We start from the raw sequence: 25,457 nt of genomic DNA, 5'->3' as shown, positions 1-25,457 counted from the left end.
CTCACCCGTCGCCGCTGAGCGAGGACATGCTCGACGTCTGCTCGGTCCCGTAGCGATGCCCCACCCCCGGGGTGCCGTCGAGTGATCCGAGCAGATCGGCGCTCGTCTGGACGAATCCGACGACCGGTAGCCACGGCGGCCGGCGGACCGGCCGGCCGATGGTGACGGTGTCTCGAGGCTCACCGGTCGGCCGCCACACCAGGGAGATCGACCACCGGGGAATGGGATCGGACGCGTTCGCGAGCACGATGCGCCGGGCTCCCGGCCCCGGTTCGCGGGCGATGGAGTCCCCGGGCACCCCGGCCAGCAGCGTCTCGGTGATGGTCCCGGGACGTGCTGTCGCCGCCCACACGCGCGCCTCTTCGGCGCCGATGGCCCCGAGACTCTGTCCGTACAGGTGGATCTCGGGGCGATGGCCGGCGGGTCGGGTCGCAGTCCGATCGGCAACCGCGCGCAGCAGGGCGATCGCGCTGCGTCCCGCGGCCGCGCGGTCTCCGACGAACGCGCGCCAGGACGGCTGGTCGGCATACTGGATCGCCAGGATCTCGACATCACCGGCGAACCGGTCGCGATAGCCGTCCACCGCCGTTGCATCCACCCAGCCCGATCCCGTGGGGACGGCGATGACCACCGCGTGCCGGTCGAGCCCGCCCGCCTGTACCCACCGCGACACCAGTTCGTCGCTGCGCTGCCGGAGATCTGCACCGTCGTCGAGTTCGTACAGCACCCCGGCCGGGGTCCGCGGCGATGTCGGGGTGTCGTCGGCGTGGGCGGCCGGGAGATAGCCCGCGGCGAGGGCGGTCACGGTGGCCGCGACGACGGCGGTCGTGCGCGGCAACCAGACGAGCGCGACGAACACCACCACGGCCGGGATGATCGACCATGCGACCCAACCGATTCCGATGGGTGCGACGTCCAGATCGGCACGCAGCGCGTTCTGCCACGATGCGCTGAGCAGCGCCGCACAGATCAGTGTGGCCGCTGCTCCCACGGTTGCGGCGACCGCGGCCGCGGGCCGCCACCGACGATGACGGGTCGCCGCGAGTGACGCGACGGTGGCGAGTCCCACGCAGGTCGCGGCGAGGACGCCGGAGGTGACGGGACCCCGGGGCAGACCGGATGGCCACAGCGCGACGACAGCACCGAGCGCGGCGGCGACCGCGATGAGCGGATGCGGCAGAGCGGTCTCGCGTCGGGGGTGGCGTGTCGGGTCTGTCGGAACCGACATCGTGATCACCGCGAGGGGAGGGTGCGTCGGTCCACGAGGTCGGCCCACCCGCGGCCGACACCCGAGGACACGATCTGTGACGCCGATTCCACCGCCGTCGGTGGACCGTCGTATTGGCGCCAGGTGTTCAGGCGTAGGCCCATGTCGGCGGCCGAGGCCGCGGCCTGGCACCACGGTGTGCTGCAGGACGCATGCATCCGGTCCACGAGCATGCGGTCGAGCCGTAGGCGCGCCCAGCCGCCGAGCGGGTGGTCGGTGCGTGCGGCGAACCTCAACAGGTCGTAACCGAAGTCGTGTGAACGGCAGAGCACCTCGAAGCCCCTGGGCAGGGTCACCGGCGACGAACACCCGCCGGTGGGATTCACCGGGTATCCGTCCTCCATCCGAGGCCGATAGCCCATGACCGTGAAGAAGTCGGCGGGTAACTCGCGGGTGACTTCGGCCTCATGTCCGTTCGTCAGATCCCGGACCATGCGCCCGGCCACGGTGTCGAGGTCGCGGGGATCGGGGGCGACGACGGTGGGGCTGCCGCCTGCACCGTCGGTCCCGGTGAGTGGTCGGGCGTCCGACGCGCCGAAGACGAGACCGAGAAGTGTTGTGGCCATGACGATCAGGACGAGGACAAGGGTGCCCCGGCGGCGTCGGGGCTGGTGGTGGCGGTTCTGTGTCATGGCGTCGAAGCTACGAATCCACGACACGATGCCACATCGTCCTTAACGGTGAATGAGTATGCGTCGTCGAGGGTGCCGTGACCTGCGATCTCTGCCTCTGCCGGGGGAGGCCGGGATCCCTCTCGAGTATGAGGACGATCGGTGGTCACGCGCCTACGGTGGGTAGTCGAGGTGATGGAGATGTTCCGACGAATGAGATCGGCTGCCGGCAGGGCCGGGACCGCCGCGATGCGCGAGGTCCGTGAGTTGCCGGCCGCGCAGGACCCGGCCGTACAACACTATGTACGGTCGCCGGCCAACTGGTTCTTTCTGGCGGTCGCCGTCATCCTGTACTCGGTGTCGTGGCCCACGCTGCCGCTGACCCATTCGATGCCCGACTACGCGCTTCCGGTCGTCGCCGCGTTCGCTGCATTCCCCATCGCGCTCGCCTGGTCGGCCCCTGTGGTGGGCTGGGCCATCTCGGTGGTGTCCGCCCAGCTCATCGGACTGCTCGTGCCGACGATCAACGGCTGGAACTGGTCCATCCAGGTGACCCAGATCATCTCGCTGCTCGTGCTGACGTTCTTCGCCTACGCCCGGTGTTCGTGGCGGTGGATCCCGGTGGTGTGGGTGAGCACCGCCATCGTGTTCGCGCTCGCCGCTCCACCCGAGGCGCGCGGCGGTTGGGTCTTCGGACTCACGTTCATGGCTGTGATCGTCGCGTTGGTGCGCATCCTCGTCCGTTCGCGTCGACAGCTCGCCGCGAGTACCGAGCAGACGCAGCTGGTCGAGTCGCAGAAGGCCATCCTGCAGGAGCGGGCCCGCATCGCCAGAGACCTGCATGATGTTGTGGCACATCGGATGTCGGTCGTGGTCGTGATGGCCCAGACCGCGCGCTACCGGCTCGCCGACGTGAGCGAGGAGGCGGCAGCCGAGTTCGAGTCCATCGCGGTGTCCGCACGCGCCTCGCTCGACGAGGTCCGTCAGATGCTCGGTGTCCTGCGGACCGACGGCGAGGCCCCGGCGGCACCGAATCCCGGACTCGACGACATCGCTCTGCTGGTCACGCAGACCCGGATGACCGGCGCCACGGTCGACCTGTCGGTGTCGGTCGATCGCGACAGGGTCTCCGACGCCGCGGGGCTCATCATCTACCGGATCGTGCAGGAGAGTCTGGCCAACGCCACGCGTCACGCGCCTGGGTCCCGTATCGACATCGCCGTCGCGCCGTCGTCCGACGGTGGCACCGAGGTGACCGTCCGTAACACCGCGCCGACGACGGAACCGGTGCGACTCCCCGGGCCGGGCACCGGCATTCCCGGGATGACGGAGCGTGCGGCTGCCGTCGGCGGCACTCTCACGACGGAATCCACTGCGGACGGTGGTCATCTCGTCTGCGCGGTGATACCCGGCCATAGTGTTCGCCCAGGCACCGGGGATCGACTGCCTCCTGATGCCGCGATCACTGCCGATCTCTCGTCTCAGGTCGGTGCCCGTACAGCCGCCGGCTCGGTCGCTACGACAGACGAATAGGCTCGATCCGTGGCTGTCACGGTGGTGGTCGTCGATGATCAGGCGATGGTGCGTCAGGGCTTCTCCGCGCTTCTCGCTGCGCAGGAAGACATCTCGGTTCTCGGCGATGCCGCCGACGGGGTGGAGGCGGTGGCCCTGTGCGCCCGGGTTCGCCCGGATGTCGTGCTCATGGACGTCCGGATGCCGCGAAAGGACGGGCTGCGTGCGACCGAGGAGATCGTGCGGGCGTCGAGTGGTTCGGCGCCGACGACCCGCGTCCTCATGCTGACCACCTTCGACATCGACGACTACGTCTACGAGGCCCTGCGCGTCGGAGCCTCCGGGTTCTTGCTCAAGGACGCCCCGGCAGACGAGTTGGTGCGTGCCGTCCGTGTCGTGGCGGCGGGGGAGGCGCTGCTCGCGCCGTCGATCACCCGACGCCTCATCGCCGAGGTGACGTCGCGGCGTGCGCGGGCGCCACGCCATCAGGCTGTCGAGCAACTCACACCGCGGGAACGCGAGGTGCTCGATCTCGTCGCCGACGGCAAGTCGAACGGCGAGATCGCCGCCGAGCTCTTCGTCTCCGAACAGACGGTGAAGACACACGTCAGCAGTGTGCTCACCAAACTGGCGCTGCGGGATCGGGCCCAGGCGGTGGTGTTCGCCTACGAGAACGGGCTCAAGTGAATCCGGTTGCCGCCGACGACGGCGCGAGCGCCGGATGACCTGACATCCGGCGCGTGCTCGCCCCGCACACTAGATTGAGTGGCGTACGTGAGAGCGGCACACATGACAGGTCAGCGGCGAGAGAGGGTCACACGGTAATGGCCAAGAGGTTCGGCATTCTGACCAGCGGCGGCGACTGCCCCGGGCTGAACGCGGTGATCCGCGGAGCGGTACTCAAGGGTGAAACCGTCTACGGCCACGAGTTCGTCGGCTTCAAGGACGGTTGGTACGGCCTGGTCTACGGCGACATCATGGAGCTCAGCCGCACCACCGTCCGCGGCCTCTCGCACGAGGGCGGAACGATCCTCGGCACCAGCCGATTCGGTCCCTACCAAGAGCCCGACGGCGGTGCCGAGAACATCAAGAAGGTCCTCAAGAACCTCGACATCGACGGTGTCATCGCCATCGGCGGCGAGGGCACGGCATCGGCGTCGAAGCGGCTGTTCGAGGACGGCATCAACATCGTGGGGGTGCCCAAGACCATCGACAACGACCTCGACGCCACCGACTACACATTCGGATTCAACACCGCTGTCGAGATCGCGACCGAGGCGATCGACCGGCTGCGCACGACGGGCAACTCGCACAAGCGCTGCATGGTGCTCGAGGTGATGGGACGTCACGCCGGCTGGATCGCGCTGTACTCGGGGATCGCCGGCGGTGCGCACGCGATCCTGATCCCGGAGCAGCCGGAGAGCCTCAACCAGATCTGTGCCTGGGTCACCAGCGTGAAGAGTCGGGGACGCGCTCCCATGGTCGTGGTGGCGGAGGGCTTCAAGCTCCCCGAGATGGAAGAGGCCTACTCCGTCAAGGGTCTCGACGGGTTCAACCGCCCGCGGCTCGGTGGCATCGCGGAGGTTCTCGCACCCCTGATCCAGGAGCGCACCGGCATCGAAACCCGCGCGACCGTACTGGGCCATATCCAGCGAGGCGGCGTCCCCACCGCCTTCGACCGGGTTCTGGCCACCCGGCTCGGGATGGGGATCACCGACCTGTGCGCGGACAACGCCTGGGGAAAGATGGTCGCACTGAACGGTACGGACATCGTGCGCGTCGACTTCGCGGACGCGCTCGCCAATCAGAAGTCGGTGCCCGCCGACCAGTATCAGGAGATCCGGGTCATCTTCGGCTGATCACAGATCCGGTGGGTAGGTCGCCGGGTACACCGGCGCCTGCGCGACCGGCTCGCGGGGAATCACCAGCCACAGCACGAGATACAGCAGGACCTGGGGTCCGGGTAGGAGTACCGACGCGACGAACAGGACGCGGATGATCGTGGCGTCCCAACCGTAGCGAGCGGCGATCCCACCACACACGCCGCCGAGCCAGGAGTCGGAGCGAGAACGCATCAATCGGGTGGGTGTCGGTGTCGTCATGGTCATGACAGTCCTTTCTCTTGTCGTCGACGCTACGGATCGTCACCGCCGGCGGCATCGGGGATGACCCTGATCCTCACCCCCGTTTGCGATGCGGCCTCGACGCCCGGGCGGTGCCGCTCCACCGCGGAGCAATAAGATGGACGCCATGACTGCCGCTGCCAGCGAACTGCTCGACTACGACCAGGTCATCGCCGATTTCGATCCGGTGCTGGGACTCGAGGTGCACGTCGAGCTCGGCACCGTGACCAAGATGTTCTGCGGCTGCCCGACCGCGTTCGGTGCCGATCCCAACACCCAGGTGTGCCCGGTGTGCATCGGTCTGCCGGGCTCGTTGCCCGTCGCGAACGTGAAGGCGATCGAGTCGGCGATCCGGATCGGACTCGCGCTGAACTGTTCCATCCGGCCGTCGAGTGTGTTCGCGCGGAAGAACTATTTCTACCCGGACCAGCCGAAGAACTACCAGATCTCGCAGTACGACGAGCCGATCGCCTATGACGGGTACCTCGAGGTGCTCCTCCCGGACGGCACGCCGTGGCGGGTCGAGATCGAGCGCGCACACATGGAGGAGGACACCGGCAAGTCGCTGCACATCGGCGGCTCGGGCCGAATCCACGGCGCCAGTCATTCGCTGCTCGACTACAACCGCGCCGGCGTGCCGCTCGTCGAGATCGTCACCAAGCCGATCGTCGGTGCGGGTGAGCGCGCTCCCGAGGTCGCACGCGCCTACGTCACCGCACTGCGCGATCTCCTCAAGGCGCTCGACGTGTCGGATGTCCGCATGGACCAGGGATCGCTGCGCTGCGATGCCAATGTCTCGCTGATGCGCAAGGACGCCACCGAGTTCGGCACCCGCACCGAGACCAAGAACGTGAACTCACTGAAGAGCGTCGAGGTCGCGGTTCGCCACGAGATGCGCCGCCAGGCCGCGATCCTCGAGGCGGGCGGAGAGATCATCCAGGAGACACGGCACTTCCACGAGGAGGACGGGACCACCTCCGCGGGACGCCGCAAAGAGACCGCCGAGGACTATCGGTACTTCCCCGAGCCGGATCTGCCTCCGGTGCAACCCGATCCGTCGTGGATCGACGAACTCGGCACCACGTTGCCGGAGATGCCGTGGGTACGACGTGCCCGCATCCAGGAGGAGTGGGGTGTCTCCGACGAGGTCATGCGCGACCTCGTCAATGTCGGCGCCATCGACCTCATCATCGAGACCGTCGACGCCGGCGCCGGTGCGGAGGCCGCGCGCGGCTGGTGGGTGTCGTTCCTCGCGCAGCAGGCCAACTCCCGAGGTGTCGAGTTGAGCGGTCTGTCGATCACACCTCGACAGGTGGCGACGATCATCGGACTGGTCGACGAGGGCAAACTCACCACGAAGCTCGGCCAGCAGGTCGCCACCGCCGTCCTCGACGGCGAGGGCGAGCCGGAACAGATCGTCGCCGACCGCGGTCTCGAGGTCGTGCGTGACGACTCCGCGCTGCAGAAGGCTGTCGACGAGGCACTCGCCGCCAACCCGGACATCGCCGAGAAGATCCGCGGCGGCAAGGTACAGGCCGCGGGGAAGATCGTCGGCGACGTCATGAAGGCCACCCGCGGTCAGGCCGATCCGGCGCGGGTCAAAGAACTGGTGCTCGCCGCCTGTCAGTGAGATCCGCGCGTCACGTTGCGGGGAGCATCGCGAGGACCTCCGGGCCCGCACCGGCGTCGACGAGTCGCGCGCGCATCGTCTCCAGCCAGGCGTCGGCCCATCCCTGATCGACCGACGCCAGGAGGTCGAACTGCGCGCGCCAGGATGCCCCGCTGGATTCGAGAGAGCCGGGCGGGTGCAGACGTCGCGAGATCCGTTCGGAGATCGACTCCGCCACCCATCGGAGGAACTCTTCGGCGTCGTCGGTACTCAGGTCGGACAAGACGCGGTCGCGTTCCCGGGAGGTCAGATGCCAGCCGTCCGGTCCGCGCACGCAGTAGGGTGTCGAATCACCGCGGATCGAGCCGAGGACCGGTACGTCATCCGGTCGCGCTCCGAGTCTGCGTGCGAGATCGACGATCTGGGTCCGCATCTCGTCGTCGAGCTGGTCGTCTGAACCGTCACCTCCCGATGCCGTGCCGGGCATCAGCTCACGGCCGGGAACGACTGCCGCAGGTAGCCCGCGCACTTGAGCCATCCGACGCTCAGGGTGCCGTCCTTGTTGATGTAGCCGTTGCAGTCCGTGCGCGAACCATCGTCGACGTAGCCACGGATGACTTCGTACTGGATGCCGCCGCCGCGTTGTTGGAACCACGGTGCGATACGGCCGGTGTCCACCGGGAACGACTTGATCACCTCATACACGTGGTAGTTGCAGTACTGTTCCTGCCCCGGCAGTCCGGACAGGTTCGACGGCGGGAGTGATCGCGCCGCATACTTCGTGCCCGGGACCGACAGGAAATTGCCGCCTTCGCCGCCGTAGCGGTCCATCCGCTTACCGACCCTCAGCGTGATCTTGTGCTTGATCGGCTGCTTGTTGCGGTCGAGCACGTAGCCCTGCTCGGGCGGGTAGATCCACCAGTTCGTCACCTTGTCGTCGAAGTACGTCTCGTCGAACTCGTACTTGTTCATCGTGGGTCCGAACCGCTGGTAGCCGACCAGCTGCTCTCCGACCGGCGGACGGGTGGACAGGGTGGCCGGTCCGTATCGGCTGACGCCGTCGTAGGACGCGACCGAGCATCCTTGGGTGGTCGGGCCGCCGAGTGATCCGAGGTCCAGATCGCCGAACGGGCCGGGCGCAGCGGTGGCGGCCGCGCCCGACGAGAACGCCAGCGACAGTACGAATGCCAGGATGACGAGGGGACTGCGACGGGTCATGGCCGCGCCTTTCGCAGAGCTGATCGCGAATGTGGATGCACGAACAGTAGCCGAGATGTTCCCATCGCGTGCGCCACTTGCCGCGACGTCGAGCGAACGCTTCACCCGGCGTGATCAGGTCAGGTGCGATCCTCGGTCGACGACGGCGGCAGCCATTTCACCACACGGTCATCGGTGCTGACCGGTTTGCCGTACTCCTTGTTGACCGTGGCGAACTGCAGGATGCCGTTGTCCAGGGCGACCATTCGTCCCAGCGCCCCGTATCGCTTCTCGAGGACCACCGCCGGCGGGGTGATCGCCGGTTTCTGCCGGGTCGGCTCGTTCAGGGCCTCGATGTGTTGAGTTCGCGTGGTGGACACGTAGATCGCGCCCGACGCCGCCGCGCACCCGGCGATCTGCGGTCGGTCGGGCCAGGTCCACAGCACCTTCGGCCCGGACGGTTCGAGGACCTGCAGTCGATCCTCGGTCGCTCCCTGGTCCGCGAAATACAGGGTCCCGCTGGCCGTGCTCGGACACAGCGACACGTTCGAGCCGAGGCCGGAGGCAAGGACGCGCGGACGCGGGTTCGCATCGGACCGGAAGGACGTGACCAACAGGATCTTCCCCGCCAACGACGCCGGGGAGGAGGCGGCGGCCGGATCGCCCGCGTTGCCGGTGGCGACCACCAGTTCGGTCGGGCTGCGGAAGTACATCGAACCCATGTTCCCGGTGGCGCCCTTGGGGATTCCGACGAGGATCGGCTTGGGAACATCCCCGGGCGCCAGACGCACGATCCGATTGTCCGACGGTGTCGTGATCAACGCGTAGATCAGCCGGTCCTGCGAGTACGTGGGGGAGAAGGCGAACGCGATCAGGCCGCCGTCGCCCGCGGCGTCGACCGGGGCTGTCGCCAGAACCCGTTGTGGTCCATAGCGTTTGGTGGTGATGATCTTGCCGGTCGTGCGTTCGGCGACCACGGTGACATCGCCCTGGTCGTCGCCGGGCATGACGGCCGCGGTCGAGGCCAGGCATGTCGCGATCACCGCCGGATCGGGGTCGACGCACGGTCCCGGTGGCGGGGGTGCAGGTGGTTCGGTGGGGGAGGGACGCGGCTGTTCCTTCTTGGCGGCCGACTCGTTGTTCGCGCTGAACGCGCCGGCGTCCTTGGCGCGATCCTGATCGGTGAAGTCGGCGCACCCGCTCACCATGAAGAGGATCGACACGACCGCGAGAAAGGTGCCCACACGGGTGGTCCGTGTCCGGTTTCCCGTTGCCGTCGGCCGCCCCATGCGCATGCCACCCACAGTAGGCGATCGATTCCGACTCACCGCGGGCCGCACGAGCCGGGCCGGGGCGAGTGCGCCTACAGTCGGAACCGTGAACGAACGTGACATGGCTGCAGGCAGCGGTTCCAGTCCGTACGATGAGCCGACCGGCGAGATCGACCTGGGTGAGACGACACCCCAGCGGCGTCGCCGGGTACCGGCCGAGGACCGCGACGACTTCTACGCGCGACACGCGATCCCGCCGCGGGGGTCCATGTCCCGGGTCGACGACCTCGACGACATCGATCCCGACGACATCGAGACCAGGTCGATTCCCACCGGCTCCGGTGCGCCGGCCGCACGATCGGCCCCGGTGGCGAGCCCCGCGGCGACCCCGGACGCCACCGTGCCGCCGACTCCGAATCCGGTCCCACCGCTCGAAACGTCGTCCTCCGAGGCGCCCACGCACCGGTTCGCCAGTCCGGCCGCGGGCCGCACCCCGGTGCCGACCGAGAGCCTGGGCACCGATCCGGGGCCCGATGAGACGGACGCCGATGATGCCCGGACCGCCACCGCGCGGACCGATGCCTTCACCGCGGTCCCGGCCGCAGGTCGCGGCGAGGGTGCCGTTCCGGCGGCGGCCACCGAGCGGTACGACGCCGGTGCGTACGACACGGCCGGATTCGACACAGCCGCGTACGACACCGGTGGGTACGACACCGATACCCCTGCCACTGCGTCCGACGATCGTCTCCGGTCGGCCGAGGACGACCTGTCCGACGCCGAACGTCGAGCCCGGCGGGGCACCCTCGACCTCGGGCTCCTGGTGCTGCGGTGCGCGGTCGGCGCGATCGCGATGGCGCACGGCGCCCAGAAGCTCTTCGGCTGGTGGAACGGTCCGCGCCTGTCCGGATTCGAGGACATGCTGGTCAACACTCCCAACACGGCGATCGGGTTCCAGGCCGACGCGGCGCGACCGCTCGCGATCGTGGGTGCGCTGTCCGAGACGCTCGGTGGGCTGATGCTCGTGGTCGGGCTGTTCACACCGTTGGCCGCGTCGGCCGTCCTCGGGGTGATGCTCGTCGCCGGTGCCTACAAGGCCACCCTGGCCGGCGGCGTCTGGTTCTTCGCGAGCGGCGGCAACGGAGCCGGCATCGAGTACGAGGCGCTGCTCGCCGTGTGCGCCGCAGCGATCATCCTGACCGGGCCCGGCCGGATCGCGCTCGATGCCCCACGCGGGTGGGCGCGCCGACCGGCGTGGGGTTCGCTCGCGTTGCTGCTGGTCGGGATCGGTGCCGCCGTGGCGGTCTGGATGGTCTTCAACGGCACCAATCCGTTCCAGTCGCCGGGCAATCCGACCGGCTGACCGGCTCGGTACCCGTCAGTCGACCTGTCGGACCGCGCCGCGGTCGGCCGACGTGGCGAGCTTGGCGTAGGCGCGCAGCGCTGTCGTGACCGTCCGCTGACGATCCTTCGGCTGCCACGGCCGCTCGGATGCCTCCATCTTGGCGCGCCGCTCGGCGAGCACCTCGTCGTCGACGAGGACCTCGAGCCGTCGGGTCTTGACATCGATGAGGATCGGATCGCCGTCCTCCACGAGACCGATGGCACCACCGGAGGCCGCCTCCGGTGACATGTGGCCGACCGACAGGCCCGACGATCCACCCGAGAAGCGGCCGTCGGTGATGAGCGCGCACTTCTTGCCCATGCCGGTGCCCTTCATGAAGGCCGTGGGGTGCAGCATCTCCTGCATCCCGGGTCCGCCGGCAGGCCCCTCGTAGCGGACGACGAGGACCTCGCCGGCCTGGATCGTCTTGGAGAGGATCACCTGGACGGCTTCCTCCTGGCTCTCGACGACACGTGCCGGGCCTTCGAAATGCCACAGGTCCTCATCGATGCCCGCGGTCTTGAGCACCGCGCCGTCCGGGGCGAGATTGCCGCGCAGGACGCACAGTCCGCCCTCCACCGTGTAGGCGTGCTCGAGGTCGCGGATGCACCCGCCTGCGGCATCGGTGTCCAGCGAACTCCATCGGTTCGCGGTCGAGAAGGGGGTGGTGGTTCGGACTCCGCCGGGCGCGGCATGGAACAGTTCGTGGGCCGCGTCGGTGGCGGTGCCGCTGCGGATGTCCCAGTCGTCGAGGAAGTCGCCGATGGTCGCACTGTGCACGGTCGACGCGGTGTCGTCGATGAGTCCGGCGCGGCGCAATTCGCCCAGGATGGCCGGGATTCCACCCGCCCGGTGCACGTCCTCCATGTGGTAGTCGGAGTTGGGCGACACCTTCGAGAGGCAGGGGACGTTACGGCTGATCTGGTCGATGACCGAGAGGTCGAAATCGTCGACCTCGCCCTCCTGCGCGGCGGCGAGGATGTGCAACACCGTGTTCGTCGACCCGCCCATGGCGACGTCGAGCGCCATCGCATTGCGGAAAGCGGTGGGGGTGGCGATGTTTCGGGGTAGCACCGAGGCGTCGTCATCGCGATACCAGCGCTGCGCCGCCTCCACGACGACTGTGCCCGCCCGCTCGAACAGCGCGCGTCGCGCCTCGTGGGTGGCGAGGGTGGAGCCGTTGCCCGGCAAGGCGAGCCCGAGGGCCTCGGTGAGGCAGTTCATCGAGTTGGCGGTGAACATCCCGGAGCACGAGCCGCACGTCGGGCAGGCGGATCGCTCCACCTCGGAGAGTCCGTCGTCGTCCACCTCACTGTTGGCCGATGCGGAGATCGCGGTGATCAGATCCGAGGAGGGATGGGTGACGCCGTCGACGACGACCGCTTTGCCGGCCTCCATCGGGCCGCCGGAGACGAACACCGTCGGGACGTTGAGCCGCATCGCAGCGTTGAGCATGCCCGGGGTGATCTTGTCGCAGTTGGAAATGCAGACAAGGGCATCCGCGGTGTGCGCATTGACCATGTATTCGACCGAGTCGGCGATGATCTCGCGGCTGGGCAGCGAGTACAGCATGCCGCCGTGTCCCATCGCGATCCCGTCGTCGACGGCGATCGTGTGGAACTCGCGGGGCACACCGCCGGCCGCTCGGACCGCGTCCGCGACGATCTCACCGACATCCTTCAGGTGCACATGCCCGGGAACGAACTGGGTGTAGGAGTTGGCGATCGCCACGATCGGCTTGCCGAAGTCGTCGTCGGTCATACCGGTCGCCCGCCAGAGCGAGCGGGCTCCGGCGGCTTCGCGTCCGACGGTGGTGGTTCGGGACCTCAGGGCTGGCATCGCGATGTACCTCGATCAGATCAACGGCTCCGCGGGCGGCGGAGCGTGCGGTGGGCTGTGATGTCGGCGTCGCGCGATGCGCGGATTGTGCGCGCGTCGCGGGTCGTCGGAGGGTCGCCGACGACACCGGTCGGGCGCGTCGGCACCGCGCGATCGAGGCTACTCCGCCGACCAGCGTGAACAAACTCAGATACCCAGCACCGCCTTGGCGATCGAGAAGTAGACGATGAGGCCGGTCGCGTCGCAGAACGTCGAGATGAACGGGGTGGAGAACACCGCCGGGTCCACGCCGATGGACTTCGCGACGAGCGGCATGATGCCGCCGACGGTGGCGGCCATGGTGCAGACGGCGAGGATCGTCGTGCCGATCACGGTCCCGATGTCGGTGTCGTACACCGCCGATGCCACGGCGAATCCGGCGAGCCCGAGGACGGCGCCGAGCGTGATGCCGACGCGCATCTCCTTGGCCGCCACCCGGAAGACGTCGCGCGGTGCCACGTCGTCGACGGCGAGCGCACGGGTGACGGTCGTGGCGGCCTGCGAACCGGTGTTGCCGCCGATGCCGGTCAGCAATGGGATGAACAGGGCCAGTGCCACCATCTGGTCGAGGGTGCTCTCGAAGATCTCCAGCACGTTCACGGTCAGGATCGCGGAGACGGCGAGGACGAAGAGCCACACGATGCGCGCACGGGTGATCGCGAGGATCGACGACAGCAGATACGGCTGTTTGAGTGGTTCGCGTGCACCGGCGCGTGCCTCGTCGGTGTCTCGGGCCTGCTCGATCACCTCGACGGCGTCGTCGATCGTGAGGACACCGACCAGACGGCCCTCGCGGTCGGTGACCGGCATCGCCAGGATGCCGCGATCCACGCAGCGCTGTGCCATGGTCTCCGCCTCGTCCTCGGCGTAGGCGAAGATCGGTGTCGTGGTGACGGTCTCGACGGAGGTCGACGGGTCGGCGAGCAGCAGATCGCGGAGGCTGACCACGCCGACCAGGCCGCGGGATCGGTCGATCACGGGAACCGTGTAGATCGTCTCGGCATCGTGACCGCGGGCCTTCACCCGCTCGAGGGCCTCGGTGACGGTCTCCTCCGGATAGGCGTGGACGTACTCCGGACTCATACGGCGCCCCACGGACCGTCGTGGATAGCCGAGGACGACCCCGGTCATCTCGCGCTCGGCCGGCGACAACCGCTGCACCAGGCTCCTCGCCACCGCGGCGGGCAGTTCGTCGAGCAGTTCGGCGCGATCGTCGGGGTCCAGGTTGTCGAACGCCTCGGCCACCTCCGCGGTCCCGAGATCGGCGATGAGCTCACGCTGCGAATGGGCGGAGAGATCATCGAAGACCTCGATGGCGACCTCTTTGGCGAGGAGCCGGAACACGATGCCACGGCGCTCACGCGACAGATGATCGAGGATGTCGGCGATGTCGCCGTGCGGTTGTCCGGCCAGGGCCGACGCCACCGCGGCGAACGAGCCTGCGGCGACGTCGTCGTCGATGTCGTGGACGGATGGAGGCGCGGTCACGGACGAACCCTAGCGGCACACCGTGCCGATGGCTCCGGTCGATCTCGGCGGGCAGTGCGTTCCCGCCGAGATGTTCATCAGCCGTTCGCGTCGTCGTCGGATTCCTGGCTGCGGGCGTGGGATTCGTACGGGTCGGGGATGCGGCCCTGGCTCGCCGCAGACAGACGCGGGAGGTCGGCAAACGTGATGGCGGGCAATCGGACACGCACCCCGTTGACCAGGACGGCGCGAACGGATCCCCACCGCGGGAACTGCACGCCCTCCACCTCGTTCCAGGCGATCTCGCGCGTGGAGAAGGTGTGCACGGCGCGGAGGCCATCCTCGGTCACCACGGTCCGGATGCGGGCTATCCACCAGCCGAGCACGATCGGGAGAATCAGTGTCCATCCCAGCCAGACCAACGAGGCGCCGGCCAGGATCACGGTGACGACGAACATCATCGGCACGGCGAACCAGGCAAGGCGGCCGATGCGGAAGATCTGCGGCAGTTCGACCGCGGGCGCGGCGTCGGGGGAGGCGGGGGATGACGTGGACACGGCTCCATTCTCGCATCTCGCGGATCTCGCAGATCCACCAGGGAATTCTCACGATGTGGGACAGGCGCAGACGTGGTTTGACTCATCGCCTGCGCCGGTCCTACCGTGATGGCGTGATGAAGCACGAGAATCTCGTAGTAATCGGCCGGCGCGTCGTCGCCTGACCGGTCACTTCGTAGACCTCCAGCATCGACGCGCCACCCTCGAACAGCCCAGCTGTCGGGGGTTTTTTCTTGTCAACTGAACGAACACCAAGCATGAAGGACCGTGCAGTGAGCGCACCAACAGCACGTACCGAGAACACGCGGGACACCGCGCGTGACGCGGCGCCACGTCAGCAGTCGCCGGCGGGTGGGAACCTGCGGGCCGTAGCCCGGCACACCGTCGCACCCGAGCGCGTCAGCGGCGCGCAATCTGTCGTCCGATCGCTCGAGGAGCTCGGCGTCGAGGTGGTCTTCGGTATTCCCGGCGGCGCGGTTCTCCCGGTCTACGACCCGCTTCTCGATTCGCAGAAGGTCCGTCACGTCCTGGTCCGTCACGAGCAGGGCGCCGGGCATGCGGCCACCGGGTACGCGCAGGTGGCCGGTCGGGCGGGCGTCATGATGGCGACATCGGGCCCGGGCGCCACCAACCTCGTCACGCCTCTCGCGGATGCACAGATGGATTCGGTTCCGGTCGTTGCGATCACCGGCCAGGTCGGTCGTGCCCTGATCGGTACCGACGCATTCCAAGAGGCCGACATCTCCGGCATCACCATGCCGGTGACCAAGCACAACTTCCTGGTCAGCAATGCTCTCGACATCCCGCGTGTGATCGCCGAGGCGTTCCACATCGCCGAGAGCGGCCGTCCCGGTGCGGTTCTCGTCGACATCCCCAAGGACATCCTGCAGGCGCAGACGACCTTCTCGTGGCCGCCGCAGATCGACCTGCCCGGGTACCGACCGGTGACCAAGCCGCACGGCAAGCAGGTGCGCGAGGCCGCCCGACTCATCGAGGCCGCCAAGGCGCCCGTGCTCTATGTCGGTGGCGGGGTCATCAAGGCCAACGCCTCGGAGGAGTTGCTGGAACTGGCCGAGCTGACCGGGATCCCGGTCGTCACCACCCTGATGGCGCGCGGGGCGTTCCCGGACAGTCATCAACTGCACCTCGGCATGCCCGGCATGCACGGAACGGTCGCGGCGGTCGCGGCGCTGCAGCGCAGCGACCTGCTGATCACCCTCGGCGCCCGCTTCGACGACCGCGTGACCGGACAGCTGTCGTCGTTCGCGCCGGACGCCAAGGTCATCCACGCCGACATCGATCCTGCCGAGATCGGGAAGAACCGGCACGCGGACGTGCCGATCGTCGGCGACTGCAAGGCGGTCATCGGCGACCTGATCGAAACGATCCGCAACGAGCGGGCGACCACCTCGGCGGCACCCGACCTGTCCACCTGGTGGCGCTACCTCGACGGGATCCGCCGGACGTATCCGTTGAGCTACGACCGTCAGGCCGACGGTTCGATGTCCCCGGAGTTCGTCATCTCCGCCATCGGCAAGGCCGCCGGCCCCGACGCGGTGTATTGCGCGGGCGTCGGACAGCACCAGATGTGGGCTGCCCAGTTCATCTCCTACGAGAAGCCGCGGACCTGGCTCAACTCGGGTGGTCTGGGCACGATGGGCTACGCGGTCCCGGCCGCCATGGGGGCCAAGGCCGCTGCACCCGAGACCGAGGTGTGGGCGATCGACGGCGACGGCTGCTTCCAGATGACCAACCAGGAGCTCGCCACCTGCGCGATCGAGGGCATCCCGATCAAGGTCGCGCTCATCAACAACGGCAATCTGGGCATGGTGCGTCAGTGGCAGACACTGTTCTACGAACAGCGCTACTCCAACACCGACCTGGCGACCCACTCACGCCGGATCCCGGACTTCGTCAAGCTGGCAGAAGCCTTGGGCTGCGCGGCATTCCGGGTCGAGCAGGAGTCCGACGTCGACGAGATCATCGCCCAGGCGCGCGAGATCAACGACCGTCCCGTCGTCATCGACTTCATCGTCGGCGCCGACGCGCAGGTCTGGCCGATGGTCGCCGCCGGCACCGGCAACGACGAGATCATGGCGGCACGCGACATCCGGCCGCTGTTCGACGAGGACGAGTCGGCGTCGGACCCGGTCGAGATCCATGACACGATGGCCCGCGCGGAGTCGGCCACGACATCAGCGAAGGACGAGAAGTGAGCACGACCCATACCCTCAGTGTCCTGGTCGAGGACCGTCCGGGCGTGCTCGCCCGCGTCTCGGGCCTGTTCTCTCGCCGCGGCTTCAACATCCAGTCGCTCGCGGTCGGACCGACCGAGCTCAAGGGCATCTCGCGGATGACCATCATGGTCACCGTCGACGACTTCCCGCTCGAGCAGGTCACCAAGCAGCTCAACAAGCTCATCAATGTCATCAAGATCGTCGAGCAGGACCCCGCCAGTTCGGTGTCCCGCGAGCTGATGATGGTCAAGGTGCGGTCCGACTCGTCGGTGCGCAGTGAGGTCATCGAGGTCGTCAATCTGTTCCGCGCCAAGGTCATCGACGTCTCACCCGAGTCGCTGACCGTCGAGGCCACCGGCACGAGCGAGAAACTCGAGGCGCTGCTGCGGATGCTCGATCCGTACGGCATCCGGGAGATCGCGCAGTCGGGAGCGGTGACGCTGGGTCGGGGACCCAAGAGCATGTCGGCCAACCGCTGACACCCACGGCGGGAGCCGCGCAGTAGTACACATGCCCTCGGGTCACACAAGCCTTGAGGGACAACAGAAATCGAAGGGAAACCAACTGTGGCGATCGAACTGTTCTACGACGACGACGCCGATCTGTCGATCATCCAGGGCCGCAAGGTCGCGGTCATCGGCTACGGCAGCCAGGGGCATGCGCATTCGCTGTCGCTGCGTGACTCAGGGGTCGACGTCGCGGTCGGTCTGCGCGAGGGCAGCAAGTCGCGTGAGAAGGCTGCCGAGCAGGGCCTGAAGGTCCTCTCCGCCGCCGAGGCCGCCGAGTGGGCCGACGTCATCATGATCCTGGCGCCGGACACCTCGCAGGCCAAGATCTTCACCGAGGAGATCGAGCCGCATCTCAAGGACGGCGACGCGATCTTCTTCGGTCACGGGCTCAACATCCACTTCGACCTGATCAAGCCGGCCGACAACATCACCGTCGGCATGGTTGCCCCGAAGGGACCGGGACACCTCGTTCGTCGTCAGTTCGTCGACGGCAAGGGCGTGCCGTGCCTGATCGCGATCGACCAGGATCCGAAGGGCGAGGGCCAGGCGCTCGCGCTGAGCTACGCCAGCGCCATCGGTGGTGGCCGCGCGGGAATCATCAAGACCACCTTCAAGGAAGAGACCGAGACCGACCTGTTCGGTGAGCAGGCCGTGCTCTGCGGCGGCACCGAGGAACTGGTCAAGACCGGCTTCGAGGTCATGGTCGAGGCGGGATACGCCCCGGAGATGGCCTACTTCGAGGTGCTGCACGAGCTCAAGCTGATCGTCGACCTGATGTACGAGGGTGGCATCGCCCGCATGAACTACTCGGTCAGCGACACCGCCGAGTTCGGTGGCTACCTGTCGGGACCCCGCGTCATCGATGCCGACACCAAGGAGCGCATGCGCGGCATCCTGAAGGACATCCAGGACGGCACCTTCGTCAAGCGTCTCGTCGCGAACGTCGAGGGTGGCAACAAGGAGCTCGAGGGTCTGCGTAAGCAGAATGCCGAGCATCCCATCGAGGTCACCGGCAAGAAGCTGCGCGACCTGATGAGCTGGGTTGATCGCCCGATCACCGAGACCGCCTGAGCGATCTGATCGTCCTGTGGCCGTTGCCCCCACCAGGGGGTGACGGCCACAGTCGTTGTGCGGGTGGGACAGACGTTGCGATCCGGCCCGGAATCCGGAGCGGATCGCAACGTCTGCGGCTGGAGATGCGCCCCCGGTCATTTGCGCGAACGGCCTCGCAGCGCGATGTGTCACACGGCAGGTATTCTCTGCCGAAGCAGAGCGTTAGAAGCGTGGCAACAGGGGGTCATGTGTCGGGGGTCGAGGTGGATCCGGAGGTTCTCCGGCAGTTCTCGGGGAGTGTGGATCAGGTGTCAGTGGGGGTGTCCGAGTCTCGCGTACCGGGGGCGTTCACCGACCTGGCAGCCTGCTTGCCGGGCTCTTCGACGGCGTTCGCGTCGGTCACGGCGGTGCCGGAGTTCCGACGAGCGCTGAGCACTCTGTCGGCGTTCTATTCAGAGATCGCCGAGGCGGTCACGAACGCAGCAGGCGAGTTCGAGCGCGATGACGAAGAGATCGCGAAGGGGATTCGCGAGGCTGGTCAGCCGAGATGATTCCCAGCAGACCTGTGTTCGAGACATGGGATGTCGACGCGCTCCTTCCCTGTGGGTTGACCATCGAATCCCGGGCGGACGACCTTCACGACATGACCACCGACGTGAGCCATCGGATCTACTCGATGGGTCCCGACGGGGCCTGGCGCGGTCAGTCCCATGACGCAGCCGTCAGTGCGGTGGACCAGGGCGAAGGCTCCGCGAACACAATCAAGAACGTCGCCATCTCCAGCGTTGTCGGGATCGAGAAGTACGCGCCGGCTCTGGTGGAATCGACGAACGCGATCACCGGTCTCGTTCGGATCATCGAGTCCGGTGACCTCTACGTGACCGATGACTGGACCGTGCTGGTCCGCGAGAAGATGATGTCACCGGCGATGGCCAAGCTGATGATGCTCGCCGCCATGGGTTTTCAGGATCAGTTGAATCCGCACCTGATGGCTCTCGGGCACGCAGATCACGACCTCGGCAACTTCATCAGATCTCAGATCAAGGTCATGGCACCGGATTTGCCGGAACTGTGGGATGACCGGGCGGCGCCTCAGGATGTCACAACCGATCCCTACTCGGACGAACGGCGCGGGGAGAACCCCACCACAGGGCGCGAGGAACAGCAGAGGCGACTCGCCGAGCACATGATGGGGACCGTCGTCGACAAGAGCACCACCACCGAGAACGGCAAGACGGTGACCACGTTGCGGATGCTCGACGGCAGCCGCCAAGAATACACCGACGCCCATCGTGGAGGTGTCGGTGACGAGTTCGCGATGTACAGCGACAAGGGAATCCTCGTGTCGACAAGGGTGACCAACGCCGACGGTTCGACGACGACGACCCTGATGCGCGCGGGCAAGTCGCCGGTTGTTGTGACCGAGTACGAGAACGGACGTGCGACGGCGGTCGTGGATGGGGTCTCGGTGCAGGTCCCAGGGAGCCGTGAGGTGGCCCAGGCGCTGGCCGGGGGTGGAATGGCGGCTTTGGAACCCCATGTTGCCGAGGGTCTTCCGTACCTGACCCCAGGACAGGCCGAGACGCTCAAGCTCGGAGCGAAGGCGGCGGGTCCGGCGCTGACGATCCTGGGCACGGCCGTTGCTGTCGCGAGTGCCAAGTCCGGATACGACCAGTGCGTGGCGGGTACAACCGGGGCGGTCAGTCTCGTCGGCGACCTTGGTCTCGCAGCGATCATGCCTGAGTCGTTCGGTCCGATGCGCGCTCTTGGGGCGACCACTCTGGGGACGTTGATGTTCGGAACCATCGGGTCCGCAATCGGGCAGGCGGTCTGCAAGTGAGTGAGCCGACCACATCGGTGTCCGACCCGGACAACTGGCGAGTCGGTTACTCGCGTGGAGACAAGGGCGGATTGGCTGTATACACAGTGCTGTCCTTGCTCAGCGTCTTCTTTGCGGTTGATCGCGTCATGGACGGGGAGATGGCGGGCGGAGTGTGTGGACTGCTGCTTGCGATTGGACTCGCGACATCTGGGGTGCAGCTGGCACATACAGTGCGAAGACGCCTGCACGACAGTCGTGCCACGTACCCTCGCAACAGCGCGCGTCTGCGCAACCGTGAACTGGTGATCGATCGCGACGGGTTCACTCAGGCCGCCGATGTTTTTGCGCATCTGGGCATCGGTGTCGGGTTTCTCATCCTCGCGGGTGGTGTGTGGACAGGTCTTGTCTCGCTTCCCTTCACCGACACGGTGCGTCTGTCTGTCTACCCCTGGGTAGCTGTGATGGTTGGTGTGGGGAGCGTCGTCCACACAGTTCGGACCATGTCTGCGCGATGCGCTGTCTTCACTCTCTCTCCGCAGGGAATTCGCTTCGGCGGCCGCCGCAACAGATTTCGTTCATGGGAGAGTATTTCCGCGGTCGTGCCGGAAGACATCAAGGGTGACAGGCGCGAGGGCGCGTGGTTGTCGTTGGAGCCCAACGAGAGACGTGACCATCTCCGCGTGGACGAAACTGCCATTGGCGCAAAGGCGTCGCTGTGGCTCATCGAGCAATATCATCGCGCACCAGAACTGCGCGATGAACTGTCGTCGTCGGCGGTCTTGATTCGTCTTCGGGCCGCCATGCTCGAGACGGATGGGAGACGTCATGTCTGACGGCCCAGAGCCGAGCCTCCCCCCGGAGTACATCGCCCTCCTCCAGGACATGCCTCTCGATGTCGCTGTGCGGACGGAACTGCGGCAGGTGGCATTCGCGGCAGGGGACGATGCCCTCGCATCAGCACTGTTCCCGATGCCGACATCGTGGCGTACCGATGACTACCGGTTGTTCTGTACCGACCGTCGCGTCCGGACTTCTGAGCTCGCCCGCCGGGTGAGTGAAGCATCAAATGAATCGTTGGAGAACGGGGCATTGGATCCGCTTACGGGAGCGAGCGAAGAGATGGAGCGCGAGATCGAGGAGTGGACTCGCGAGCAGTTCTTCCGCGAGCTCAAGGCATGGAGGCAAGCGAATCCGAACGTGCATTACGAACCTTGACTCGACGAACTCCCACGCGAAGACACGGACAACAGATCGGCCCCGAGGGCGAACCCTCGGGGCCGATCTGCGTGTGGTCGACGGTCAGATGACGCGGAACCCGCCGTACTGCGGGAGCGATCCGACGCGCTTGAGGATGGGAGAGATGTTCGTGCCGGTCTCGGGGCCGATGCACGCCAAGAAGTAGTAGGCGTTCACCATGCCGACGAGACGGTCGCCGACGACGACTGGGCTGCCGGAATCACCTTCGATGACGCACATCTGACTGAAGTGCGCGTTGCCGTCGGAGAACCAGCTGATACCGCAGGTGTTGCCGGTGGTGCGACCCTGCTTGCAGGCGACCGCGGGGAAGGCGAGTGGCTTGGTGTCGATCGAGCGGATCGTCACACCGCGGACGGTGCGCAGGGGCACGACCTTGGCCGGATTGAACTCGATGACGGCGATGTCGAGGTCGCTGGCGGAGTACGTGATGGTGCCGGCCTGGCCACGGTCCTGGAAGGTCTCCGAATAGACCTTCTGGCCGGGGTCGCCGCAGTGGCCCGCGGTGATGCCGATGAGCTTGTTCGTCTTGGACTTGCCGATGGTCGTCAGGGTGCAGGCAGCAGCGGAGTTGCCGCCCTTGAGAACCAGGATCCCCGACCCGCCTCCGAGGTAGATCTTCGCCGGTGCGGCAACCGCAGAGCCAGCCCCCCAGCCGGTCAGCACCGTTGCAGCCAGAACCGCCAACAGTGCTGTCAGCTTCCTCATCATCCAAACTCCGCTCGTTCGACGCACACTCGAGATCCATGACGGCCCCGAGATCACGCGACTCGGGGCCAAGCACACCGTACCGGTAGCCGAGCGCGGCGTGCCGTACACGGAATCGTCCCGGGGTCGGTTTGCAACCTATCCGTAATGCCGCTCACAATCTACCTGCATTTCGTGACGCACCCATCTGACTGGCGCAGACCGGCTGCGAGGCGATGAAGGGGTCACGACTAAGCTGTTCGCGGAAGTCGTCGCGGTCACCCGAGCCGATCGTGGCGGTCTCCGCACTCGTTCACCCGGTCCCCGATCATGGAGAAAATTGTGACCTCAGCTGGCCGTCCGGTCGTTCTGATCGCCGACAAACTGGCACCATCGACCGTCGAAGCGCTGGGAGACGACGTCGAGGTGCGCTGGGTCGATGGGCCCGACCGTCCGAAGTTGCTGGAGGCGGCAGCCGACGCCGACGCGATCCTGGTCCGGTCGGCGACGACCGTCGACGGTGAGGTCCTCGACGCCGCACCGAAGCTGAAGATCATCGCGCGCGCCGGCGTCGGTCTCGACAACGTCGACGTCCCGGCCGCCACCCAGCGCGGTGTCATGGTCGTCAACGCCCCGACGTCGAACATCCACACCGCCGCCGAGCATGCGGTCGCCCTCCTGATGGCCGCCGCCCGCCAGATCCCGGCCGCCGATGCGACCCTGCGTGAACACACCTGGAAGCGGTCGTCGTTCAACGGTGTCGAGATCTTCGACAAGACCGTCGGCGTCGTCGGCCTCGGTCGGATCGGTCAGCTGGTCGCCGCGCGGCTGGCCGCGTTCGAGACGTCGATCATCGCCTACGACCCCTATGTGTCGCCGGCTCGCGCCGCCCAGCTGGGGATCGAGCTCGTCTCCCTCGACGAACTGCTCACCCGCGCCGACTTCATCACCGTGCACCTGCCGAAGACGCCGGAGACGCTGGGTCTGATCGGCAAGGATCAACTCGCGCTCACGAAGAAGGGCGTCGTCATCGTCAACGCCGCCCGCGGTGGACTGATCGACGAGCAGGCACTGGCCGACGCCATCACCTCCGGCCACGTCCGCGGAGCAGGTCTCGACGTCTACGCCACCGAACCGTGCACCGACTCGCCGCTGTTCGAACTCCCGCAGGTCGTCGTCACGCCGCATCTGGGCGCGTCGACCAGTGAGGCGCAGGACCGCGCGGGCACCGACGTCGCCAAGAGCGTACGACTGGCACTGGCAGGGCACTTCGTCCCCGATGCCGTCAACATCACCGGCGGAGCGGTCGACGAGGAGGTCGCACCGTGGCTCGAGGTCGCCCGCAAGCTCGGCGTCCTGGTCGGTGCGATCAGCAAGGAGCCGCCGACGTCACTCGTCGTCGATGTGCGGGGTGAGATCGCTGCCAACAATGTCGACGTCCTCGGCTTGTCGGCCCTGCGCGGGTTGTTCTCGGCCGTCCTCGACGACCCGGTGACCTTCGTCAACGCGCCGGCCGTCGCCGCCGATCGCGGCGTGACGAGCGAGGTCACGACCGCTCCGGACAGCCCCAACCACCGCAGCGTGGTGGACGTGAAGGCCGTGTTCGCCGACGGGTCGGTGCACAACGTGTCGGGCACGCTCACCGAACCGCGACTGGTCGAGAAGATCGTCAACATCAACGGTCGCAACTTCGACCTGCGTGCCGAGGGGCAGAACCTCCTCGTGAGTTACGACGATCAGCCGGGCTCGCTCGGCAAGATCGGCACGTTGCTCGGCAACGCGGGGATCGACATCAAGGCGGCCGGGTTGTCGCAGGACGCCGAGGGCGGTGGCGCCACCGTCATGCTGCGCGTGAGTTCCGCGCTCGACGACGACGTCCTGGCCTCCATCGGCGAGGCAGTGGGCGCAACCCTGATCGAGCAGGTGGACCTCTCATGAAGCTCGCTGTCATCGCCGGCGACGGCATCGGTCCCGAGGTCATCGCCGAGGCGCTGGGCGTCATCGAGGCGGTCGTACCCGACGTCTCGACCACCGAGTACGACCTGGGCGCGCGCCGTTATCACCGTAACGGGGAATTGCTGACCGACGACGACCTGGCGTCCTTGCGCGAACACGACGCGATCCTGCTCGGCGCGATCGGTGACCCGTCGGTGCCGTCGGGCGTGCTCGAGCGCGGACTGCTGCTGAACATGCGGTTCGCCCTCGACCATCACGTCAATCTGCGTCCGTCCCGCAAGCTGCCGGGCGTCACCTCGCCACTCGCCGGCGACCCCGACATCGACTTCGTCGTCGTCCGGGAGGGCACCGAGGGCCCGTACACCGGCAACGGTGGCGCGATCCGGGTGGGCACCCCGCAGGAGGTCGCCACCGAGGTGAGCGTGAACACCCGGTTCGGCATCGAGCGAGTGGTGCGTAACGCCTTCGAGCGTGCGCGTGCCCGGCGTAAGAAGCTGACCCTGGTGCACAAGACCAACGTGCTGACCTTCGCCGGCTCGATGTGGAGTCGGACTGTCGACGAGGTCGGCGCGGAGTATCCCGACGTCGCCACCGACTACTGCCATGTCGATGCCGCGACGATCTACCTGGTCACCGACCCGGGCCGCTTCGATGTGATCGTCACCGACAATCTGTTCGGCGACATCATCACCGACATCGCCGCGGCGGTCACGGGCGGCATCGGCTTGGCCGCGTCCGGCAACATCGACGCCACCGGTACCAATCCGTCGATGTTCGAGCCGGTGCACGGCAGTGCGCCCGACATCGCGGGACAGGGCAAGGCCGACCCCACCGCCGCGATCCTCTCGGCCGCCCTGCTGCTCGACCACCTCGGTGAGACCGATGCCGCCGAACGCGTCGAGAAGGCGGTCGTCGGCGATCTGGCCGAGCGCGGCGCAGAGAGCCTCGGCACATCGGAGATCGGTCGCCGGATCCGCGACCGCGTGTAGCGACCCGTCACCTCGCGAGCCCCGCCCGGCATGTCCGGGCGGGGCTCGCGTCGTTCGGCAGACCGACGATATTGTTC

At 67.2% G+C, this 25,457-nt stretch carries 24 protein-coding genes; 14 read left to right on the top strand and 10 right to left on the bottom strand.

From position 1 onward, the window contains the following. Window position 1: 1 nt before the first annotated feature. Both EEB19_RS03925 and EEB19_RS03920 read right to left on the bottom strand, forming a co-directional pair. Window positions 2–1,228 (bottom strand): alpha/beta-hydrolase family protein, encoded by a 1,227-nt coding sequence (locus tag EEB19_RS03925; RefSeq protein WP_187583388.1) that lies wholly within the window; start codon window positions 1,226–1,228, stop codon window positions 2–4. 5 nt (window positions 1,229–1,233) lie between these two features. Then, complete coding sequence (locus tag EEB19_RS03920; RefSeq protein ID WP_187583386.1) at window positions 1,234–1,899, bottom strand: hypothetical protein; 666 nt, start codon at window positions 1,897–1,899, stop codon at window positions 1,234–1,236. 192 nt (window positions 1,900–2,091) lie between these two features. Between EEB19_RS03920 and EEB19_RS03915 the strand changes: the two genes are divergently transcribed. From EEB19_RS03915 to EEB19_RS03905, 3 genes are all read left to right on the top strand, one after another. Continuing rightward, a complete protein-coding gene (locus EEB19_RS03915) occupies window positions 2,092–3,411 on the top strand; it encodes a sensor histidine kinase (protein WP_262365417.1) in 1,320 nt (439 codons plus the stop codon). Window positions 3,412–3,420: 9 nt separating this feature from the next. Next, window positions 3,421–4,077 carry a response regulator transcription factor gene (locus EEB19_RS03910; RefSeq protein ID WP_187583382.1) on the top strand — a complete coding sequence of 219 codons (657 nt, stop codon included), beginning with the start codon at window positions 3,421–3,423 and terminating at the stop codon, window positions 4,075–4,077. A 137-nt stretch (window positions 4,078–4,214) separates the two neighbouring features. Beyond that, complete coding sequence (locus EEB19_RS03905; RefSeq protein ID WP_187583380.1) at window positions 4,215–5,249, top strand: 6-phosphofructokinase; 1,035 nt, start codon at window positions 4,215–4,217, stop codon at window positions 5,247–5,249. On the opposite strand, the gene EEB19_RS03900 is transcribed toward EEB19_RS03905, so the two are convergent. Further along, window positions 5,250–5,492 carry a PspC domain-containing protein gene (locus tag EEB19_RS03900; RefSeq protein ID WP_187583602.1) on the bottom strand — a complete coding sequence of 81 codons (243 nt, stop codon included), beginning with the start codon at window positions 5,490–5,492 and terminating at the stop codon, window positions 5,250–5,252. A gap of 148 nt (window positions 5,493–5,640) precedes the next feature. Between EEB19_RS03900 and gatB the strand changes: the two genes are divergently transcribed. Continuing rightward, window positions 5,641–7,143 carry an Asp-tRNA(Asn)/Glu-tRNA(Gln) amidotransferase subunit GatB gene (gene gatB / locus EEB19_RS03895; RefSeq protein WP_187583378.1) on the top strand — a complete coding sequence of 501 codons (1,503 nt, stop codon included), beginning with the start codon at window positions 5,641–5,643 and terminating at the stop codon, window positions 7,141–7,143. A 10-nt stretch (window positions 7,144–7,153) separates the two neighbouring features. Here the strand turns inward: gatB and EEB19_RS03890 are convergent, their stop codons facing one another. The 3 genes from EEB19_RS03890 to EEB19_RS03880 form a co-directional block, all read right to left on the bottom strand. After that, window positions 7,154–7,609: an Imm63 family immunity protein gene (locus EEB19_RS03890; RefSeq protein WP_187583376.1), complete on the bottom strand. Its 456-nt coding sequence runs from the start codon at window positions 7,607–7,609 to the stop codon at window positions 7,154–7,156. Beyond that, the gene (locus tag EEB19_RS03885) at window positions 7,609–8,340 is read right to left on the bottom strand and encodes a TNT domain-containing protein (RefSeq protein WP_187583374.1); all 732 of its coding nucleotides are present in this window, start codon (window positions 8,338–8,340) and stop codon (window positions 7,609–7,611) included. The genes EEB19_RS03890 and EEB19_RS03885 overlap by 1 nt, the downstream gene beginning before the upstream one ends. Window positions 8,341–8,459: 119 nt before the next feature. Then, entirely contained in the window at window positions 8,460–9,608 is a 1,149-nt protein-coding gene (locus EEB19_RS03880; protein ID WP_187583600.1) for a PQQ-dependent sugar dehydrogenase, read from the bottom strand. 88 nt (window positions 9,609–9,696) lie between these two features. Here EEB19_RS03880 and EEB19_RS03875 point away from each other — a divergent pair, with 88 nt between their 5' ends. Continuing rightward, complete coding sequence (locus EEB19_RS03875; protein WP_262365416.1) at window positions 9,697–10,950, top strand: DoxX family protein; 1,254 nt, start codon at window positions 9,697–9,699, stop codon at window positions 10,948–10,950. 15 nt (window positions 10,951–10,965) lie between these two features. Here the strand turns inward: EEB19_RS03875 and ilvD are convergent, their stop codons facing one another. The 3 genes from ilvD to EEB19_RS03860 all read right to left on the bottom strand — a co-directional run bounded on the left by ilvD (window position 10,966) and on the right by EEB19_RS03860 (window position 14,873). Next, entirely contained in the window at window positions 10,966–12,810 is a 1,845-nt protein-coding gene (ilvD, locus tag EEB19_RS03870) for a dihydroxy-acid dehydratase (protein ID WP_187583369.1), read from the bottom strand. 186 nt (window positions 12,811–12,996) lie between these two features. Beyond that, window positions 12,997–14,337 (bottom strand): magnesium transporter, encoded by a 1,341-nt coding sequence (gene mgtE, locus EEB19_RS03865; protein ID WP_187583367.1) that lies wholly within the window; start codon window positions 14,335–14,337, stop codon window positions 12,997–12,999. 77 nt (window positions 14,338–14,414) lie between these two features. Beyond that, window positions 14,415–14,873 carry a PH domain-containing protein gene (locus EEB19_RS03860; RefSeq protein ID WP_262365415.1) on the bottom strand — a complete coding sequence of 153 codons (459 nt, stop codon included), beginning with the start codon at window positions 14,871–14,873 and terminating at the stop codon, window positions 14,415–14,417. A 272-nt stretch (window positions 14,874–15,145) separates the two neighbouring features. On the opposite strand from EEB19_RS03860, the gene EEB19_RS03855 reads away from it, so the two are divergent. The 7 genes from EEB19_RS03855 to EEB19_RS03825 all read left to right on the top strand — a co-directional run bounded on the left by EEB19_RS03855 (window position 15,146) and on the right by EEB19_RS03825 (window position 21,709). Next, window positions 15,146–17,089: an acetolactate synthase large subunit gene (locus tag EEB19_RS03855; RefSeq protein ID WP_187583365.1), complete on the top strand. Its 1,944-nt coding sequence runs from the start codon at window positions 15,146–15,148 to the stop codon at window positions 17,087–17,089. After that, the gene (gene ilvN, locus EEB19_RS03850) at window positions 17,086–17,589 is read left to right on the top strand and encodes an acetolactate synthase small subunit (protein WP_187583362.1); all 504 of its coding nucleotides are present in this window, start codon (window positions 17,086–17,088) and stop codon (window positions 17,587–17,589) included. Before EEB19_RS03855 ends, ilvN begins: the two co-directional genes overlap by 4 nt. Window positions 17,590–17,676: 87 nt before the next feature. Beyond that, entirely contained in the window at window positions 17,677–18,690 is a 1,014-nt protein-coding gene (ilvC, locus tag EEB19_RS03845; protein ID WP_187583360.1) for a ketol-acid reductoisomerase, read from the top strand. Between the two features lie 302 nt (window positions 18,691–18,992). Next, on the top strand, window positions 18,993–19,223 hold the full coding sequence (locus EEB19_RS03840; protein ID WP_187583358.1) for a hypothetical protein: 231 nt from the start codon (window positions 18,993–18,995) through the stop codon (window positions 19,221–19,223). A gap of 92 nt (window positions 19,224–19,315) precedes the next feature. Next, on the top strand, window positions 19,316–20,512 hold the full coding sequence (locus EEB19_RS03835) for a hypothetical protein (RefSeq protein ID WP_187583357.1): 1,197 nt from the start codon (window positions 19,316–19,318) through the stop codon (window positions 20,510–20,512). Then, window positions 20,509–21,327 carry a hypothetical protein gene (locus EEB19_RS03830; protein ID WP_187583355.1) on the top strand — a complete coding sequence of 273 codons (819 nt, stop codon included), beginning with the start codon at window positions 20,509–20,511 and terminating at the stop codon, window positions 21,325–21,327. Before EEB19_RS03835 ends, EEB19_RS03830 begins: the two co-directional genes overlap by 4 nt. Window positions 21,328–21,376: 49 nt before the next feature. After that, entirely contained in the window at window positions 21,377–21,709 is a 333-nt protein-coding gene (locus EEB19_RS03825; RefSeq protein ID WP_187583353.1) for a hypothetical protein, read from the top strand. Window positions 21,710–21,793: 84 nt separating this feature from the next. Here EEB19_RS03825 and EEB19_RS03820 read toward each other — a convergent pair whose 3' ends face one another. Next, window positions 21,794–22,459: a serine protease gene (locus tag EEB19_RS03820; RefSeq protein WP_187583351.1), complete on the bottom strand. Its 666-nt coding sequence runs from the start codon at window positions 22,457–22,459 to the stop codon at window positions 21,794–21,796. Window positions 22,460–22,777: 318 nt separating this feature from the next. On the opposite strand from EEB19_RS03820, the gene serA reads away from it, so the two are divergent. Both serA and EEB19_RS03810 read left to right on the top strand, forming a co-directional pair. After that, the gene (gene serA / locus EEB19_RS03815) at window positions 22,778–24,373 is read left to right on the top strand and encodes a phosphoglycerate dehydrogenase (RefSeq protein ID WP_187583349.1); all 1,596 of its coding nucleotides are present in this window, start codon (window positions 22,778–22,780) and stop codon (window positions 24,371–24,373) included. Beyond that, complete coding sequence (locus EEB19_RS03810; protein ID WP_187583347.1) at window positions 24,370–25,380, top strand: 3-isopropylmalate dehydrogenase; 1,011 nt, start codon at window positions 24,370–24,372, stop codon at window positions 25,378–25,380. The genes serA and EEB19_RS03810 overlap by 4 nt, the downstream gene beginning before the upstream one ends. Window positions 25,381–25,457: the final 77 nt, after the last annotated feature.

The organism is Gordonia sp. OPL2 (genome assembly GCF_003797825.1).
In the GTDB taxonomy this organism is placed as follows: Bacteria; Actinomycetota; Actinomycetes; order Mycobacteriales; family Mycobacteriaceae; genus Gordonia.
Note: the sequence above shows the minus strand (reverse complement) of the source record. Positions and strands in the feature narration are given on the sequence as shown.

Excerpts from the sequence above, each read along its gene's own strand:
- EEB19_RS03810 (WP_187583347.1), top strand. The coding sequence starts at position 24,370 with ATGAAGCTCGCTGTCATCGCCGGCGACGGCATCGGTCCCGAGGTCATC.
- EEB19_RS03885 (WP_187583374.1), bottom strand. The coding sequence starts at position 8,340 with ATGACCCGTCGCAGTCCCCTCGTCATCCTGGCATTCGTACTGTCGCTG.
- EEB19_RS03825 (WP_187583353.1), top strand. The coding sequence starts at position 21,377 with ATGCCTCTCGATGTCGCTGTGCGGACGGAACTGCGGCAGGTGGCATTC.
- EEB19_RS03820 (WP_187583351.1), bottom strand. The coding sequence starts at position 22,459 with ATGATGAGGAAGCTGACAGCACTGTTGGCGGTTCTGGCTGCAACGGTG.
- gatB (WP_187583378.1), top strand. The coding sequence starts at position 5,641 with ATGACTGCCGCTGCCAGCGAACTGCTCGACTACGACCAGGTCATCGCC.
- EEB19_RS03890 (WP_187583376.1), bottom strand. The coding sequence starts at position 7,609 with ATGCCCGGCACGGCATCGGGAGGTGACGGTTCAGACGACCAGCTCGAC.
- EEB19_RS03920 (WP_187583386.1), bottom strand. The coding sequence starts at position 1,899 with ATGACACAGAACCGCCACCACCAGCCCCGACGCCGCCGGGGCACCCTT.
- ilvD (WP_187583369.1), bottom strand. The coding sequence starts at position 12,810 with ATGCCAGCCCTGAGGTCCCGAACCACCACCGTCGGACGCGAAGCCGCC.
- EEB19_RS03900 (WP_187583602.1), bottom strand. The coding sequence starts at position 5,492 with ATGACGACACCGACACCCACCCGATTGATGCGTTCTCGCTCCGACTCC.
- EEB19_RS03925 (WP_187583388.1), bottom strand. The coding sequence starts at position 1,228 with ATGTCGGTTCCGACAGACCCGACACGCCACCCCCGACGCGAGACCGCT.
- EEB19_RS03915 (WP_262365417.1), top strand. The coding sequence starts at position 2,092 with ATGAGATCGGCTGCCGGCAGGGCCGGGACCGCCGCGATGCGCGAGGTC.
- EEB19_RS03905 (WP_187583380.1), top strand. The coding sequence starts at position 4,215 with ATGGCCAAGAGGTTCGGCATTCTGACCAGCGGCGGCGACTGCCCCGGG.
- EEB19_RS03835 (WP_187583357.1), top strand. The coding sequence starts at position 19,316 with ATGACCACCGACGTGAGCCATCGGATCTACTCGATGGGTCCCGACGGG.
- EEB19_RS03880 (WP_187583600.1), bottom strand. The coding sequence starts at position 9,608 with ATGGGGCGGCCGACGGCAACGGGAAACCGGACACGGACCACCCGTGTG.